This window comes from Gemmobacter aquarius, assembly GCF_003060865.1.
In the GTDB taxonomy this organism is placed as follows: domain Bacteria; phylum Pseudomonadota; class Alphaproteobacteria; order Rhodobacterales; family Rhodobacteraceae; genus Paragemmobacter; species Paragemmobacter aquarius.
In genome coordinates, this window is the sequence record NZ_CP028918.1 from 1,972,989 (window position 1) to 1,988,929 (window position 15,941).

15 protein-coding genes are annotated in these 15,941 nt (G+C 63.9%); 14 read left to right on the forward strand and 1 reads right to left on the reverse strand.

What is annotated here, in order from left to right:
* Positions 1–2 precede the first annotated feature (2 nt).
* The 6 genes from miaA to HYN69_RS09495 all read left to right on the forward strand — a co-directional run bounded on the left by miaA (position 3) and on the right by HYN69_RS09495 (position 8,324).
* On the forward strand, positions 3–872 hold the full coding sequence (gene miaA, locus HYN69_RS09470; protein ID WP_230426362.1) for a tRNA (adenosine(37)-N6)-dimethylallyltransferase MiaA: 870 nt from the start codon (positions 3–5) through the stop codon (positions 870–872).
* A gap of 159 nt (positions 873–1,031) precedes the next feature.
* Positions 1,032–1,850: an AraC family transcriptional regulator gene (locus HYN69_RS09475; protein ID WP_108437130.1), complete on the forward strand. Its 819-nt coding sequence runs from the start codon at positions 1,032–1,034 to the stop codon at positions 1,848–1,850.
* 231 nt (positions 1,851–2,081) lie between these two features.
* On the forward strand, positions 2,082–3,728 hold the full coding sequence (locus tag HYN69_RS09480) for an ABC transporter substrate-binding protein (RefSeq protein WP_230426363.1): 1,647 nt from the start codon (positions 2,082–2,084) through the stop codon (positions 3,726–3,728).
* 150 nt (positions 3,729–3,878) lie between these two features.
* Entirely contained in the window at positions 3,879–4,964 is a 1,086-nt protein-coding gene (locus HYN69_RS09485) for an ABC transporter permease (RefSeq protein ID WP_108435528.1), read from the forward strand.
* A gap of 13 nt (positions 4,965–4,977) precedes the next feature.
* Positions 4,978–6,135: an ABC transporter permease gene (locus HYN69_RS09490; protein WP_108435529.1), complete on the forward strand. Its 1,158-nt coding sequence runs from the start codon at positions 4,978–4,980 to the stop codon at positions 6,133–6,135.
* A gap of 101 nt (positions 6,136–6,236) precedes the next feature.
* Positions 6,237–8,324 (forward strand): dipeptide ABC transporter ATP-binding protein, encoded by a 2,088-nt coding sequence (locus HYN69_RS09495; RefSeq protein ID WP_108435530.1) that lies wholly within the window; start codon positions 6,237–6,239, stop codon positions 8,322–8,324.
* Positions 8,325–8,433: 109 nt separating this feature from the next.
* On the opposite strand, the gene HYN69_RS09500 is transcribed toward HYN69_RS09495, so the two are convergent.
* A complete protein-coding gene (locus tag HYN69_RS09500; protein WP_108435531.1) occupies positions 8,434–9,039 on the reverse strand; it encodes a lytic transglycosylase domain-containing protein in 606 nt (201 codons plus the stop codon).
* Between the two features lie 188 nt (positions 9,040–9,227).
* Between HYN69_RS09500 and ssb the strand changes: the two genes are divergently transcribed.
* From ssb to tpiA, 8 genes are all read left to right on the forward strand, one after another.
* A complete protein-coding gene (ssb, locus tag HYN69_RS09505) occupies positions 9,228–9,776 on the forward strand; it encodes a single-stranded DNA-binding protein (protein ID WP_108435532.1) in 549 nt (182 codons plus the stop codon).
* Between the two features lie 98 nt (positions 9,777–9,874).
* Complete coding sequence (locus HYN69_RS09510) at positions 9,875–11,188, forward strand: vanadium-dependent haloperoxidase (protein WP_108435533.1); 1,314 nt, start codon at positions 9,875–9,877, stop codon at positions 11,186–11,188.
* Positions 11,185–12,762: a CRTAC1 family protein gene (locus HYN69_RS09515; RefSeq protein WP_108435534.1), complete on the forward strand. Its 1,578-nt coding sequence runs from the start codon at positions 11,185–11,187 to the stop codon at positions 12,760–12,762. The genes HYN69_RS09510 and HYN69_RS09515 overlap by 4 nt, the downstream gene beginning before the upstream one ends.
* Positions 12,763–12,834: 72 nt before the next feature.
* On the forward strand, positions 12,835–13,194 hold the full coding sequence (locus HYN69_RS09520; RefSeq protein ID WP_108435535.1) for an SUF system Fe-S cluster assembly protein: 360 nt from the start codon (positions 12,835–12,837) through the stop codon (positions 13,192–13,194).
* A gap of 124 nt (positions 13,195–13,318) precedes the next feature.
* Positions 13,319–13,927, forward strand: coding sequence for a hypothetical protein (locus HYN69_RS09525; RefSeq protein WP_108435536.1), 609 nt, complete (start codon positions 13,319–13,321; stop codon positions 13,925–13,927).
* Positions 13,888–14,640 carry a DUF3307 domain-containing protein gene (locus HYN69_RS09530; protein WP_159082414.1) on the forward strand — a complete coding sequence of 251 codons (753 nt, stop codon included), beginning with the start codon at positions 13,888–13,890 and terminating at the stop codon, positions 14,638–14,640. The genes HYN69_RS09525 and HYN69_RS09530 overlap by 40 nt, the downstream gene beginning before the upstream one ends.
* 33 nt (positions 14,641–14,673) lie before the next feature.
* The gene (locus HYN69_RS09535; RefSeq protein ID WP_108435538.1) at positions 14,674–15,033 is read left to right on the forward strand and encodes a HesB/IscA family protein; all 360 of its coding nucleotides are present in this window, start codon (positions 14,674–14,676) and stop codon (positions 15,031–15,033) included.
* Between the two features lie 157 nt (positions 15,034–15,190).
* Complete coding sequence (gene tpiA, locus HYN69_RS09540) at positions 15,191–15,934, forward strand: triose-phosphate isomerase (protein ID WP_108435539.1); 744 nt, start codon at positions 15,191–15,193, stop codon at positions 15,932–15,934.
* The last annotated feature ends 7 nt before the right edge of the window (positions 15,935–15,941 follow it).

Consider the following 15,941-nt stretch of genomic DNA (forward strand, 5'->3'; position numbering starts at 1 on the left):
GTTTGATACCGATCGAGAGCATATCGCGGGAAGCCCCCGTGCTGGTCGCGGGGCCGACGGCGAGCGGCAAGTCGGCGCTGGCGCTGGAGCTTGCGGCGCGGGACGGGCGGGTCGTGGTCAATGCCGATGCCTTGCAGGTCTATGGCTGTTGGCGGGTGCTGACGGCGCGGCCGCCGGTCGAAGACGAGACGGCGGTGCCGCATGCGCTTTACGGCCATGTGGGGCGGGCCCAGCCTTATTCCGTGGGACATTGGCTGCGCGAGGTGGCGGGGCTGCTTGATCGGCCCGTCGTGATCGTGGGCGGGACGGGACTTTATTTTTCGGCCCTTACAGAAGGTCTGGCCGACATTCCGCCAGTGCCTGCGACAGTTCGGGCCGAGGCTGACGAAAGGCGCAAGGCCGAGGGGTTCGCTGCCCTGCGCGACGAGCTCGATGCTGCGACGGCGGGGCGGATCGACCTGTTGAACCCTGCGCGGGTGCAGCGGGCCTGGGAGGTGTTGCGCGCCACGGGGCGCGGGCTTGCCGCCTGGCAGGAGGGTACCGCGCCGCCGCTGATGCCGCTGTCGCGTGTCGAGGCGCTGGTGCTGCGGCCCGAAGTCGATTGGCTGAACGCGCGCATCGACCGCCGGTTCGATGCGATGATCGCGACGGGCGCTTTGGACGAGGTTGCGGCAGAGCGGATGTTCTGGAAACCCTCGGAGCCCTATGCCCGCGCCATCGGGGCGCCGGAAATGATGGCCTTTCTGCAAGGAAATATGGCGTTGGAAGACGCCGTGGCTGCGGCCAAGATCGCCTCGCGGCAATATGCCAAGCGGCAGCGCACCTGGTTCCGGTCGCGGATGGGGTCTTGGCGGACTGTTGATTTGCCATGACTGCACATCTGGCCTGACCTCGCATCTTGCACGATTTTCCGCCGTGCCGCTTTGGCCAGTTCCGACGATCCCGCGTGCATTGCTGCGCTGCATTTTCCGCTTGGGTTGTGTCGCGCCACGTGATTAAAATTCGCTAACATGACGGGGCAGCCTTTTGCGATGACGCGCAGTATCGACACCGAAATTCCCGCCTCCCTCCCGTCGGAGCCGAGGCTGGTGGCCATTCCCCGGCTGGCGGCCGGCGGGCGCTGGCGGGTCGAGGCGATGCGATCGGTATCGGAACCGCTGTTGCTGTGGTTCACCAAGGGTCAGGGCCGGATCACAATTGCCGGATCGACGCGCGGCTATACTGCGAACAACGCGATCTTCATTCCGGCAGGGGTCATGCACGGCTTCGAGGTCGGCCCGCAAGTCTTTGGCACAGCCGTGTTTTTCGGGCGCGGGGGTGGCATTCCCCTGCCCGCCACCCCGCACTTGCTGCGGATCAGGGAAGTTCACGCCCAGCAAGAGTTGAACGTGTTGATCGACACCGTCCTGCGCGAGATCAATTCCGGCCAGCCGGCCCATGAACGGGCGGCAAAGCTGCATCTGGGGTTGCTCGGCGTCTGGCTGGAACGGCAGGTGGCAAAGGCCGCACCCGAACAGACCAAGCCCGACGCCGCCAAGCGGCTGGTGTCGCGCTACACCGCCCTTCTCGAGCGCGAATTCCGTAGCGGATCGGGCGTGGGCGACATGGCGGCGGCACTGGGTGTTACGGCCACGCATCTGACGCGCTGCTGCCGGATCGCCTGCGGACGCTCTGCCATCGATCTGTTGCAGGATCGCCGAATCTTCGAGGCGCGACGTCTGCTTGCCGAGACGAAGATGCCCGTCGGCGCGATCGGCGAAAGTCTCGGCTTTACATCGGCGGCCTATTTCACCCGCGCCTTCCAGCATCTGACCGGAAAATCCCCAAGCGCCTTTCGCCGCGCAGGGTGATCAGCGCTGTCAATGTGATATTCGCGCCCGAACCTGTCGCTAACGTGACATGAAGGGGCGAAACCAAGCGTTGACGGACGCGGGAAAAAGATGCGCTATGGGGGCTGCGAGGTTCGTTCCTGACTGGCACACGCCCGCCTTTGGCCTACCATTCCGGCCGACGGCGCGCGTTCAACCGCAGGGCGAAACCGCCACAACAAAAATAAGCCATTGCCTGACAGGGAGATCCAGATGCTAGACAATACCACCGGGGCCAAGGTCCATCCGGCGGCACGGATGTATGCCGAAGAAACCCGCGCCGGACAGATGTCGCGCCGCGAATTCCTCGCCCGCAGCACCGCGCTGGGCGTTTCTGCCGCTGCGGCCTATGGCCTTTTGGGCCTGCCCGCTCCGGTCATGGCGCAAGACACGCCTGCCATGGGCGGCACGCTGCGCATGTCGATGGAGATCAAGGCGCTGAAAGACCCGCGCACCGCCGACTGGTCGCAGCTTGGCAACATCACCCGCGGCTGGCTGGAATATCTGACCGAATACAACAACGACGGCTCGATCCGCGGCATGCTGCTCGACTCGTGGGAAGCCAATGCCGACGCCACCGAATACACGCTGAAAGTGCGTCCGGGCGTCAAGTGGAGCAATGGCGACGACTTCACCGCCGATGACGTGGCCAACAACCTGACCCGCTGGTGCGATGGCAACGTCGAAGGCAACTCGATGGCCGGTCGCTGCACCGCGCTGATGAATGCCGAAGCCAAGACCGCCGCCGAAGGCGCGATCACAGTTGTCGATCCGCTGACCGTCAAGCTGAAGCTGAACGGGCCGGACATCACCCTGATCGCCGGCTTTGCCGATTATCCGGCTGGCGTGGTCCACAAATCCTATGACAATGGCGATCCGACCACCTCGCCCGGCACCGGCCCGTACAAGCCCGAAGTCGTCGAAGTGGGCGTCAAGGCTACTCTGGTCAAATCCGATCAGCCGTGGTGGGGCACCGCAGTCTATGGCGGCCCCTACCTCGACCGGATCGAGTATATCGACCTCGGCACCGATCCGTCGGCGGAAGTCAACGCCGCAGCTTCGGGCGAACTCGATGCGACCTATCAGTCGACCGGCGAGTTCATCGAGCAGTTCGATGCGTTGGGCTGGACCAAGTCGGAAGCCGTGACGGCTGCGACGCTGGCCGTGCGCTTCAACCAGATGGCCGAAGAGTACAAGGACGTGAACGTCCGCACCGGTCTGGTGCAGTGCGTCGACAACAAGGTCGTGCTGGAACTCGGCTACTCGAACCTCGGCACCGTGGCCGAAAACCACCACGTCTGCCCGATCCATCCGGAATATTTCGCCCTGCCCCCGCTGACCGTCGATCCGGCGGCTGGCGCGCAGAAGGTGAAAGACGCCGGCAAGGGCGACTTCGAGTTCGAGCTGATCTCGCTCGACGACAGCTGGCAGGCTGCGACCTGTGATGCCGTCGCCGCCCAGATCCGCGATGCGGGCCTGAAGATCAAGCGCACGGTCCTGCCGGGATCGACCTTCTGGAACGACTGGCTGAAATACCCGTTCTCGGCAACCGAATGGAACATGCGTCCGCTCGGCGTGCAGATCCTCGCGCTGGCCTACCGTTCGGGCGAAGCATGGAACGAAGCGGCCTTCTCGAACGCCGAATTCGACGAGAATCTGGCCAAGGCGCTGTCGATCTCGGACGCCAAGGAGCGTTCCGCGGTCATGAAGCGTCTGGAAGAGATCATGCAAGAGCAGGGCGTCATGGTTCAGCCCTACTGGCGCTCGATCTACCGCCACTTCGACCCGCGGGTGAAGGGTGCCGACATGCACGCCACCTTCGAGCATCACCACTACAAGTGGTCGATCGCTGCGGCCTAAGCCTGTGATGCGGCGCCGGGGGGATCCCCTGCGCCGCACCTTCTCTGGCCGGTGGTGCGCCCGTATGGCGCGGACCGGTCGGATCCCATTTGAAATACCGCACCAAAGTGCCTGACACCCAGTGCCTGTCCCCTCGGGAAAGGATGAGCCATGCTCTTCTTCGTCCTGCGCCGCCTTGGCGTGATGCTGCTGACTGCCTTTGCCCTGACGTTCATCGTGTTTTACATGACGAACCTGCCGCCGAACCTTGAAAAGCTTGCGAAATCGGAAGCATCGGTCCGGATGGAAGATGACGCGGTGACAAGCTGGCTGGAACGCAACGGCCATAGCGGGCCGGTGCTTATGCGCTATGCGCAATGGATCGGCGTGGCGCCGGGCTGGACGCGGACGGAAGACGACGGAACGTTCCACGGCCGCTGCGTCAAGCGTGGCGTGGCGCAGGAAGACACGCCGAAGTATTGCGGGGTCTTGCAGGGCGACTGGGGTTTCTCGACCGTCTTCAAGCAGCCGGTGTCGGAAGTTCTGGGCAGATCGCTCGGCGCGACGGGCTGGCTGATGCTTTGGGTGATGATCGTGATGGTCCCCACATCCTTGCTGCTCGGCGTGCTGTCGGGGATGCGCGAAGGCTCGCGCACCGACCGTGTGCTGTCGACCTTTGCCATCGCCACCACGGCGACGCCGGAATATGTCTCGGGGGTCATCCTCATCGCGGTTCTGGCATCGGCGACGGCGGGCGTGTCACCGATCCTTGCCGACTGGGGCTGGATTTCCGGCAAGACGCTGTTTCCCGGGACCGCGACCAGCGCGATGGACAATATCACCTTCTGGAACTTTGCCCTGCCGGTCGCCACGATCGCGCTTTACGGCATCGGCTACATCGCCCGCATGACGCGGGCTTCGATGACAGAGGTGATGACCCAGCAATATATCCGCACTGCGCGGCTCAAGGGCGTGTCCTTCAGACAGGTCGTCATGCGCCATGCGCTCAGGAACGCGCTGATCGCGCCGTTTACGGTCATCATGCTGCAATTCCCGTGGCTTCTGAACGGGGTGGTGATTTCAGAAACATTGTTCAATTACAAAGGCTTCGGCTGGACTTTGGTGCAAGCCGCAGGCAATAACGACATCAACACCCTTCTGGGGTGTTCGGTCGTCGCCGTCTTCGTCGTTCTGGTGACCCAGCTGATATCCGACATCGGCTATGTCTTCCTCAACCCGCGCATCCGACTGGCCTGAGGGGGGAATGACCATGCAGGACGCACTTTCTTGGGGGCAGATCATCCTTGGCATCGCAGCGCGGCTGGTGCCGGTCTGGATCGGGCTGATCGCGGTCTTCGCCCTTTCCTTTACCTTTAAGCGCCGCCTCGGCCTTTACGGTCGCATCTTCGACAGCCCGGTGGGGATGATCGGTTTCGCGATGGTGATGTTCTGGGTCTTCGTGGCCTGCTTCGCAGACATCATCATCACGCATGATCCGCTGGTGCAGTTGTCGGGCATGAAGAACATCGTGCCCGGCAGCCCGGTCAAGGGTATGGAGGGCGCCTATTACCTGCTCGGCGGCGACCATCTGGCGCGTGACGTGTTCAGCCGCGTGATCATGGGCGCGCGCGAGGTGCTGAAGATCGCACCCGCCGCGACCGTGGTGGCCTTCATGGTAGGCATCACGCTCGGCCTGCCTGCGGGTTATATCGGTGGCAAGCTCGACACGGCGATCAGCTTCGGCTCGAACCTCGTGCTGGCCTTTCCGGTGATCCTGCTGTTCTACCTGCTCGTCACGCCGGAAATCCGTGACACGGGGATACCGATCGTGCTCGCCGCGATCCTGTTCATCTTTCCGGTCATCTTCCTGACCATCCTGTTCAACTCGCGCTTCTTCACCAACCCCAAGCAGCGCAACATCTATGTCGGCGTGGTGCTGGTGATCGGGCTTTGGGCCTATTCAGGCCTTGCTTTCAATGCCGATCCGCTTGGTGTGTGGTCGATGGACCCGAACGTGCTGAACGTCTTTGTTTCGGTTGTCTTCGTCAATTCGCCCGGCGTGTTCCGCATCGTGCGCGGCATGGTGATGGACATCAAGACGCGCGACTACGTGGCAGCGGGCCAGACCCGTGGCGAGGGGCCGTGGTATATCATGCTGTGGGAAATCCTGCCCAACGCACGCGGTCCGCTGATCGTCGATTTCTGCCTGCGGATCGGCTACACCACCATCCTTCTCGGGACGCTCGGCTTCTTCGGTCTCGGCGTCAGCCCCGAAAGCCCCGACTGGGGGTCGACCATCAACTACGGCCGCCGCCTTCTGGCCATCGCACCGCATCCGGCGGTTGTCCCCGCGCTTGCCCTGATGAGCCTCGTCCTCGGTCTGAACCTCTTGGCCGACGGTTTGCGCGAAGAAAGCATGAAAGACTGATGCGCCGCACGTCGCCCCGCATTTTCTGTCCTTAAATATCCCACGGGGGTGCGGGGGTGTGAAACCCCCGCTCCCGCACCCACCACCCGCGCGAGGCTGCCATGTCTGACATCACCTGGGACCCGTCCAAACCCATTCTCGAGATCGAGAACCTGTCGATCAGCTTCTTCACGCGCCTGCGCGAGATACCGGCCGTGATGGATTTTTCCTGCACGGTGATGGCGGGCGAGGCGATGGGGCTTGTGGGTGAATCGGGCTGCGGCAAGTCGACCGTGGCACTGGCGGTGATGCGCGACCTTGGCAAAAACGGCAAGATCGTGGGCGGCTCGATCAAGTTCAAGGGCCGTGACCTGACCCATATGACCGAGGAAGAGCTGCGCCACATCCGCGGGTCGGAAATCGCGATGATCTATCAGGAACCGATGGCCTCGCTCAACCCGGCGATGAAGATCGGCGCGCAGCTTGCCGAAGTGCCGATGATCCATCAGGGCATGGCGCAGGCCGAGGCGTGGAAGCTGGCGCGCCAGATCGTTGCCGATGTGCGCCTGCCCGACCCTGACCGTATCCTGAACAGCTATCCGCACCAGCTTTCGGGCGGACAGCAGCAGCGCATCGTCATCGCCATGGCGCTGATGTCGAAGCCCGCGCTTCTGATCCTCGACGAACCCACCACCGCGCTCGACGTGACGGTGGAGGCGGGGGTGATCGATCTGGTCAAGGACCTTGGCCGCAAATACGGCACCTCGATGCTGTTCATCAGCCATAACCTTGGCCTTGTGCTCGATGTCTGCAACCGGCTCTGCGTGATGTATTCGGGCGAGGCGGTGGAAACCGGCAACGTCAAGGATGTCTTCGACCTGATGCGCCACCCCTATACGCAGGCGCTGTTCCGGTCGATTCCGCTGCCGGGGGCGGACAAGAACTCGCGCCCCTTGGTGGCCATTCCGGGCAACTTTCCCCTGCCCCATGAACGGCCCAAAGGGTGCAATTTCGGCCCGCGCTGCGATTACTTCGTCGAGGGGCGCTGCAATGCGGGCGACATTCCGATGGTGGATGTGGCCGACAGCAACCGCCACGAAAGCCGCTGCATCAGGATCGACCAGATCGACTGGGACGCGCCGCTGAAAGCCGCCGTGCAGCACGAGAAAACGCCGGTCGGGCGTGTCGTGTTGAAGCTGGAGGATCTGAAAAAGTACTACTCGGTCTCGACCGGTGCCTTTGGCGGCGGGATGAAGAAGGTCGTCAAAGCCAACGAGACGCTCAGCTTCGAAGCGCATGAGGGCGAGACGCTGGCCATCGTGGGCGAATCGGGCTGCGGCAAGTCGACCTTTGCCAAGGTCTTGATGGGGCTGGAAACCGCGACCAGCGGACAGATCATGCTGTTTGACGAGAATATCCAGTCAACCCCGATCCAACAACGCAACACCGACACGATTTCGCAAGTGCAGATGGTGTTCCAGAACCCGTTCGACACATTGAACCCGTCGATGAACGTGGGCCGCCAGATCATCCGTGCGCTCGAGATCTTCAACCAGGGAACGTCGGACGAGGAACGCCGCGACCGGATGCTGGAGTTGCTCGATCTGGTCAAGCTGCCCCGCGCCTTTGCCGAACGGATGCCGCGCCAATTGTCGGGCGGGCAGAAGCAGCGCGTCGGCATCGCGCGGGCCTTTGCGGGCGGGGCCAAGGTGGTGGTGGCCGATGAACCGGTCTCGGCGCTCGATGTGTCGGTGCAGGCGGCGGTGACCGATCTGTTGATGGATATCCAGCGCAAGAATGCGACGACGCTGCTGTTCATCAGCCATGACCTGTCGATCGTGCGTTACCTCGCAGACCGGGTCATGGTGATGTATCTGGGCCATGTGGTCGAAATGGGCAGCACGGATCAGGTGTTCCAGCCGCCCTATCACCCCTATACCGAGGCGCTTTTGTCGGCCGTTCCCATCGCCGACACCCGCGTGATCAAGCAGCGCATCGTGCTGGAAGGCGATATCCCATCGGCCATGAACCCGCCGCCCGGTTGCCCGTTCCAGACGCGCTGCCGCTGGAAGGGCAAGGTTGCGGGCAACCTGTGCGAGACCGAGATGCCGCCGGTGCGGATGCTGGAGGGCGCGCACCAGATCAAATGCCACCTGCCCGATGACGTGCTGGCAGCGATGGAGCCGGTGATCAAGATGGCGGCCGAGTGAGCGAAATCTGACGCAGATTTCGCGCCGTTTTTTGACGCAAAAAACGGTGTCCGACGTCGGGAGCCGGAATTTGCGTCAAATTCCGCCGCGTTTTCTGCGTCAGAAAACGCTAGCCGAGGATCGCCTTGACGTAGTTCTGCGTCTCGTCGAAGTCGGGCACGCCGCCGGCCGCCTCTACCGCTTTCGGCCCCGCGTTATAGGCGGCGAGCGCCAGCTTCCAGCTGCCGAATTTGTCATACATCATGCGAAGATAGCGCGCCCCGCCCCGCAGGTTTTCTTCGGGATCGTCGATGTCGACACCCAGAAGATCGGCCGTGCCGGGCATGAGTTGCGCCAGCCCCGTTGCCCCCTTGGGAGAAACGGCGCCGGGGTTCCAGCCGCTTTCCTGCTGCACGAGCCGCAGGAACAGGTCTTCGGGAACGTCATGGGCGCGGGCGGCGGCCTTTGCGGTTTCGAGATATTCACCACGATAGTTGCCGCGATAGGCCGGCAAGGGGATATCATCTTGCAATCCATCGAAGTCGGGGCGCAGCTTGGCGGAACCCGAGTATTGCTTGGCCAGTTTGCGGTCCATCAGACGGGTCTGCGAGGCGAAAATTTCCGCACGCGATTTCGGTGCTCCGGTCGACAGGATGAACCCTTCGGCAAAGACCGGCAGTGCCGCAAAGATTGCGACCCCCGCGACGACCCCCGCCCGCACCCGTTTGATCACCATTCACCGTCCCTGCACTGGTTTCTTGCGGCGGGACTATCGATCAAAAGATCGCATTTTGCCAGCGCTTTTGCCCGCTTCGGCGCAAAGCCGCAGCCCGCCGATTGCGGCAGGTGCCGAGGCCCGTTATAGCAGTTTGTTAACCAAGCGGCGGATAGGGTCGGTCGCAGGATCTGGATCAGGAGGGACGAATGGCAGGCTCTGTCAACAAGGTGATCATCGTCGGCAACCTCGGGCGCGACCCCGAGGTGCGGAGTTTCCCGAATGGCGGCAAGGTGGTGAACCTGCGCATCGCCACGTCGGAAAACTGGCGCGACAAGGCGACGGGCGAGCGCAAGGAACGGACCGAATGGCATTCGGTGGCGATCTTCAACGAAAACCTCGCCAAGATTGCCGAGCAATATCTTCGCAAGGGATCGACTGTCTATATCGAGGGGCAGCTCGAGACCCGTAAATGGCAGGACCAGTCGGGGGCCGACCGCTATACGACCGAAGTGGTGCTGCGGGCGTTCCGCGGCGAGTTGACGCTGCTTGGCGGTCGCGGTGAGGGCGGCGGCGGTGGCGGCGGCGGTGGCGATGACCGCGGCGGCTATGACGACTATCAGGGCGGCGGCAGCGCATCGGGTGGCGGCGGTGCCCGCAGCGGTGGCGGTGGCGGCTATGGCGGCGGATCGTCGGGCGGTGGCGGTGGTGGTGGCGGTGGTCGCGCCAATGACATGGACGACGAAATCCCGTTCTGATTGCAAAGCCCGGCCCGCAAGGTCCGGGCTTTTCTTTGGGCTTGCCGCTTGGCTTGGCGCCGTGCTTTCTGTCGCCACGGTTAGGGAGGAACGGCGGAATGGTGCGGACGGGTTTGGGACAGATAGCCGCAGGCGTGGTGCTGGCGATGGCGATGGCTTTCGCTGCGCCGGTCCGGGCGGATGACGGGGCACGCGTGATCGCCAACTGGTACCGGCTTGTGCTCGAACTGGTGCGCCACACGCCGACCTATTCGCCGCCCGTCGCGTCGCGGGCGTTTTCCTACCTGGGAGTGATCGCCTATGAGGCCGTCGCTACGGGCAAGCCGGACATGGTGTCCTTTGCCGGACAACTGACCGATCTGACGCCAGTTCCCCCGCGCGAGGCTGGCCTGGCCTATGACGAGGCCGTGGTGGTCAATGCCGCGATGACCGATGCGGTGAAGGTGTTCTTTTCCAACACCGGCCCCACAGGGCAGCGTGCCAAGGCCGCTATGGAGAAGAGCCTGACCGCGCAGGTGGTCGAGGGTGTCGCCCCCGATGTGGTGGAGCGGAGCAAGGCTTACGGGAAAGTCGTTGCGGACCATATCATCGCCTGGTCTTCGACCGATGGCGGCGCCGTGGTCGAGAACATGGGCTTTCCCTATGAATCCGCCCTTGCCAAAGGCCCCGGCGACTGGGTGCCCACCAGCCTGATCGTGCAGCAGCAAAAACCACTGTTGCCCGATTGGGGCAATGTGCGCCCCTTTGCGATGCCTGCGGGCGATGCCTGCGCCCTGCCCCCGCCGCCCGCTTATTCCGAAGACCCCTCGTCGGCCTTTTATGCCGAGGCAAAAGAGGTCTATGACGTGACGACCAACCTGACTCCCGAGCAGAAGCTGATCGCGCGGTTCTGGTCGGACGATCCGATGCTGTCGCCCACGCCCCCCGGCCATTGGACGGCGATCGCGATGGATATCCTCGACGCGCAGGACGCCGACGCCGCACGGCGGGCCGAGGTGCTGGCGCGGCTCGGGATCGCGGTGGCCGATGCCTTCATCGGCTGCTGGCAGAGCAAATACGAATACAATCTACTGCGGCCCGTGACCTATATCCGCCGCGTGATCGACCCGAAATGGGAGGCGCTGCTGATCACCCCGCCCTTTCCGGAATACCCGTCGGGCCATTCCACCCAGTCGGGGGCGGCGGCGGCGGTCTTGACCGACCTGTTCGGCGAGAACTTCGCCTTCGACGACGCCACGCATGAGGATGAGGGGATGGCAGCGCGGCATTATCCCAGCTTTGCGACGGCGGCCGAGGAAGCGGCGCTGTCGCGACTTTATGGCGGCATCCATTTCCGCTCGGCCATCGAGCGCGGGTTGGAACAGGGGCGCTGCATCGGGGCGCATGTGAATGCATTGAGGACGCGGAAATGAAGGCTTTTGCGCTGGTTTTGTTGCTGCTGCCTGCGGTGGCACGGGCCGAAGACCCCGCCATTCCGGCTTTCGCCGACGAAACGCTGTCTTCAGGGTTGGAGCACAGTTTCACCGGCGAATGGACCTTCATGGTGGGCGGCGGGGCTGCGGCCTTCGATTGCAACGGCGACAGGAAGCCCGAATTGTTCATGGCCGGCGGCACGGCCATGGCGCAATTGTTCCGCAATGACTCGGCCATTGGCGGGGCGCTGAAATTCGTCGCCGTCGAAAGCGGGCTGGAGCAGGACGAGGTGGCAGGCGGCTACCCGATCGACATCGACAGCGACGGGATCACCGATCTGGTGCTGCTGCGCGTCGGGCCAGACCGCGTGATGCGGGGTCTGGGCGATTGCCGCTTCGAAGAGGCGACGGATTGGGGTTTTGACGGGCTTGACCTGTGGTCGACCGCCTTTGCCGCGACATGGGAGCGGGGCGCAGATTGGCCGACACTGGCGGTGGGCACCTATATCGACCGCACGCAAGAGGCCTTTCCCTGGGGGTCTTGTACGCCGAATTACCTGTACCGGCCCAAGGGCAAGGGGTTCGATTCGCCCCTGCCGCTGACGCCCGGGTTTTGTGCGCTGTCGATCCTGTTCACCGACTGGAACCGGTCGGGCACCCCTGCCCTGCGGGTGTCGAACGACCGCGAGTATTACAAGGGCGGGCAGGAACAGATGTGGCGCATCGACCCCGATGCCGCGCCTGTGCTTTATGGCGAAAAGGATGGTTGGGCGCGGCTGCGGATATGGGGGATGGGGATCGCCAGCACGGACCTTAACCTCGACGGCTATCCCGATTACTATCTGACCAGCATGGCCGACAACAAGTTGCAGACGCTGGCAGCCCCCCCGATCGACGGCAAGGTGGTGCCGAAGTTCTCGGATGTGGCCTTTGCCAAGGGAGCAATTGCGCAGCGGCCCTATACGGGGGACGACTTGCGCCCGTCGACCGCATGGCATGCCGATTTTCAGGATGTGAACAATGACGGGCGGGCCGATCTGTGGGTCGCCAAGGGCAATGTCTGGGAAATGCCGGATTTCGCGCAGAAAGACCCCAACAACCTGATGCTGCAACGCGCCGACGGCACGTTTTTCGAGGCGGGCGACAAGGCCGGTGTCGCCAGTTTCCGGCAGGCGCGTGGCGGGGCCTTGGCCGATTTCAACCTTGACGGGCTGATCGACATCGCCGCTGTAAACCGCAACGAACCCGCCGAAATCTGGCGCAATACGGGGGGCGAAACGGGGCATTGGGTGCAGTTCCTGCCAATGCAGCCCGCGCCGAACCAGCATGGCACCGGCGGCTGGATCGAGGTCAAGCGCGACGACGGTCAGGTCTTGCGGCGCGAGATGACCATCGGCGGCGGTCATGCAGGCGGCAGCCTTGGCTGGTGGCATTTCGGGCTGGGCGCGGTGGACCGGACCGAGGTGCGGGTGATCTGGCCGGACGGGACCGAGGGGCCTTGGCAGGCCGTGGCGGCAGACGGGTTCTATACGCTCGAACGTGGAAAAGAGCCGCAGGCATGGGTGCCCGAGTAAAGCCGCTCGGGCACTGGACCTGGGCCGCGGCATTCCCTATATATTCAGTCAACAACTGAAGACGGACACGCCATGAGCCAAGCGGAAAAGATCGAGGGTGCCCCCCTGATCGAACCATCGACCACGGACCACCCGCTTTACGACAGCGTGGTCGAAGCCTGTCGCACGGTTTATGACCCCGAGATTCCGGTGAATATCTTCGATCTGGGGCTGGTTTACACCATCCGGATCGGGGCCGAGAACGATGTGGGCATCATGATGACCCTGACCGCGCCGGGCTGCCCCGTGGCGGGCGAGATGCCCGGATGGGTTGCCGATGCGGTCGAGCCTTTGGCCGGCGTAAAGTCGGTCGATGTGAAGATGACCTTCGATCCGCCTTGGGGCATGGAGATGATGTCCGACGAGGCGCGGTTGGAACTGGGTTTCATGTAATCTGTGACGGGTAGACGCGCAGGCCAAAAGGCCTGCATGTGCCGTAAGCAAGCTAAAAGAGTTGCTTACATGTAAAGCAAGCTAAAAGGCTTGCGTTACAGCTTGGGGCTGGTAGACTGGCACCATGACCCACAGCGCCATTCTGACCGGAGATCTGATCGGCTCGACCGCGCGGCCCGAAGGGGTGGCGCCGGCCATGGCGCTGCTTGGCAGCGTGGCCGCCGAGGCGGGGCGCTGGACCGGAACCGCATCGAAGTTCACGCGCTTTCGGGGCGACGGCTGGCAATTCCTTGTGCCGGCCGGACAGGCGCTAAGGGCCGCCCTGCTGGTAGCGGCGCGGTTGCGCGGCGCGGGCGCGCTTGCCACGCGCATTGCCATCGGCATCGGACCGCTTCAAACCGACGGCACGCGCGATCTGTCGGATGCGGCGGGCGAGGCCTTTACCGCATCGGGCCGCGCGCTTGACCACATGGCACGCGGGCAGGTCTGGGCGCTTGCGGGCGCGGCACCCGCTTGGGCCGTGGCACTGGTTGCGCTGGCCGAGTGGCATTCGTCGCGCTGGACGCGCGAACAGGCCGAGGCGATGGGGGTGATGTTGGCAGAACCGGAGCTTACCCACCTTGCGGCGGCGGCGCGGCTCGGGATCACACGGCAGGCTTGGCAAGCGCGGCTTTCGGGGGCAGGATTTGCCGCGTGGCATCCGGCGCTGCGGGCTTTCGAAAGTGGTTTTTGATGTGGGAAACCTTTGCCGCGTTGCTGTTGGCCCATGCGCTGGCCGATTTCGTGCTGCAACCGGCAGGCATGGCGAGGGGCAACCGTCGCCCGACGATCTTGCTGGCCCATGGCGGCGTGGTGCTGGCGACGGCGATTGCCGCGACGGGCAGTTTGCACCCTGCCCTTTTCGCGCTGGCTGGCGCGCATATGGCGACCGATTACGCCAAGGCGCGGTTCGGGCAGGGTTTCGCGGGCTTTCTGGCCGATCAGGCGGTGCATGTGCTGACGCTGGCCGTGGTGGCGGTGCTTGCGCCTACGATCTTTGCGGAGGGCCTCTGGGCGGGCGAAGCGCGGCTGTCTGCGCTGTTTGTGCTGGCGGCGGGGGCGATCCTTGCCGTCCGCGCGGGCGGCTTTGCCATCGGGCAGTTGATGCAGCCCTGGGCCGAGGCGGTCACGCTTGACGGGTTGCCCGGTGGCGGGCGGGCGATCGGCCATCTGGAGCGCGGGCTGATCTTTCTGATGGTGCTGGGCGGCATGGCGGAAGGCATCGGTTTTCTGATCGCCGCAAAATCGGTGCTGCGTTTCGGCACCGTACGCGAAGAGGCCAAACTGTCGGAATATGTGATCATCGGCACGCTGGCGTCCTTTGCCTGGGCGCTGGTTGCGGCTTTCGGCACGCTGGCGCTGTTATCGCACCTGCCGCCGCTTGGAATTCCTGACTTTACGCCTTAAGTTAACGGCCAAGGACCAAGGAGCCTTTCACAGATGTTCGGCATTCCCGGAAAACAGGCCGTCACGCTGACCCCCGCTGCGGTGCGTCAGATCGTGCGGTTGATGGATAAAGACCACAGCGCGGGTCTTCGGATCGGCGTCAAGAAGGGCGGCTGCGCGGGCATGGAATACACCATGGATTACGTGGCCGACGTGAACCCGATGGACGAGGTGATCGAGCAGGACGGCGCGCGGGTGATGATCGCCCCCATGGCGCAGATGTTCCTCTTTGGCACCGAGATCGATTACGAAACCTCGCTGCTGGAATCGACGTTCCGGTTCAACAACCCCAACGTGGCCGAAGCCTGCGGCTGTGGCGAATCGATCAAGTTCAAGGACCAGCCCGCCGCCTGACGCGCGGTTCGGCGGACCCCGCCGGGGCGCTGCCCCGGACCCCGGAGTATTTTCGGCAAGGATGAACGGGCGAAGATTAATGTTTTTCTTGCAAAGCGCAGCCTTCCCATTTTGATGGCAAGGCCGTAACCCTGTGTGCGTGTTTCAGGAGGCAAGAATGAAAAAGCTCGCGGCAGGCAATTGGAAGATGAACGGCGTGGCGGCCAGCCTGTCCGAGGTCGCGGCCCTGTTGCAGGCCCACCCTGCCCCCGCCTGCGAGATGCTGTTGTGCCCGCCTGCCACGCTGGTTGCACAGATGGTGGCCATGGCTGCGGGAACCGCCCTGCGGGTGGGCGGGCAGGATTGCCATGCCAAGGCCTCGGGGGCGCATACCGGTGATGTGTCGGCCAGCATGCTGCGCGACGCGGGGGCGGCTTACGTGATCGTCGGCCATTCCGAGCGGCGCACCGATCATGCAGAGACGGACGCAGCGGTTGCGGCCAAGGCCCTCGCGGCGCAGGCGGCGGGTCTGGTGCCCGTGGTCTGCATCGGCGAGACGGAAGCCGAACGCGATGCAGGCGCGACGCTGGATGTGATCGGCACGCAATTGCACGCATCGGTGCCCGACGGGTCGACTGCTGCCACGCTGGTCGTGGCCTACGAGCCGGTCTGGGCCATCGGCACGGGCCGCACGCCGAGCCTCGAGCAGATTGCCGAAGTGCACGCCTTTTTGCGCGCCCGCCTGACCGCAAGGCTGGGGGCCGAGGCGGCGGGCGTGCGGATCCTTTACGGCGGATCGGTCAAGCCGTCGAACGCGACCGAGATCTTCGCCATTCCCCATGTGGATGGCGCTCTCGTCGGCGGGGCGAGCCTGAAGGCCGCCGATTTCGGGGCCATCGTCGCCGCCCTTTCCGCAGCCTGATCGCGCC

Bases quoted from the DNA above. Each gene is read 5' to 3' on its own strand.
- HYN69_RS09480 (WP_230426363.1), top strand. From the start codon at position 2,082: ATGCTAGACAATACCACCGGGGCCAAGGTCCATCCGGCGGCACGGATG.
- tpiA (WP_108435539.1), top strand. From the start codon at position 15,191: ATGAAAAAGCTCGCGGCAGGCAATTGGAAGATGAACGGCGTGGCGGCC.
- HYN69_RS09515 (WP_108435534.1), top strand. From the start codon at position 11,185: ATGAAGGCTTTTGCGCTGGTTTTGTTGCTGCTGCCTGCGGTGGCACGG.
- HYN69_RS09500 (WP_108435531.1), bottom strand. From the start codon at position 9,039: ATGGTGATCAAACGGGTGCGGGCGGGGGTCGTCGCGGGGGTCGCAATC.
- HYN69_RS09495 (WP_108435530.1), top strand. From the start codon at position 6,237: ATGTCTGACATCACCTGGGACCCGTCCAAACCCATTCTCGAGATCGAG.
- HYN69_RS09475 (WP_108437130.1), top strand. From the start codon at position 1,032: ATGACGCGCAGTATCGACACCGAAATTCCCGCCTCCCTCCCGTCGGAG.
- ssb (WP_108435532.1), top strand. From the start codon at position 9,228: ATGGCAGGCTCTGTCAACAAGGTGATCATCGTCGGCAACCTCGGGCGC.
- HYN69_RS09525 (WP_108435536.1), top strand. From the start codon at position 13,319: ATGACCCACAGCGCCATTCTGACCGGAGATCTGATCGGCTCGACCGCG.
- HYN69_RS09510 (WP_108435533.1), top strand. From the start codon at position 9,875: ATGGTGCGGACGGGTTTGGGACAGATAGCCGCAGGCGTGGTGCTGGCG.
- HYN69_RS09485 (WP_108435528.1), top strand. From the start codon at position 3,879: ATGCTCTTCTTCGTCCTGCGCCGCCTTGGCGTGATGCTGCTGACTGCC.
- HYN69_RS09490 (WP_108435529.1), top strand. From the start codon at position 4,978: ATGCAGGACGCACTTTCTTGGGGGCAGATCATCCTTGGCATCGCAGCG.
- HYN69_RS09535 (WP_108435538.1), top strand. From the start codon at position 14,674: ATGTTCGGCATTCCCGGAAAACAGGCCGTCACGCTGACCCCCGCTGCG.
- HYN69_RS09520 (WP_108435535.1), top strand. From the start codon at position 12,835: ATGAGCCAAGCGGAAAAGATCGAGGGTGCCCCCCTGATCGAACCATCG.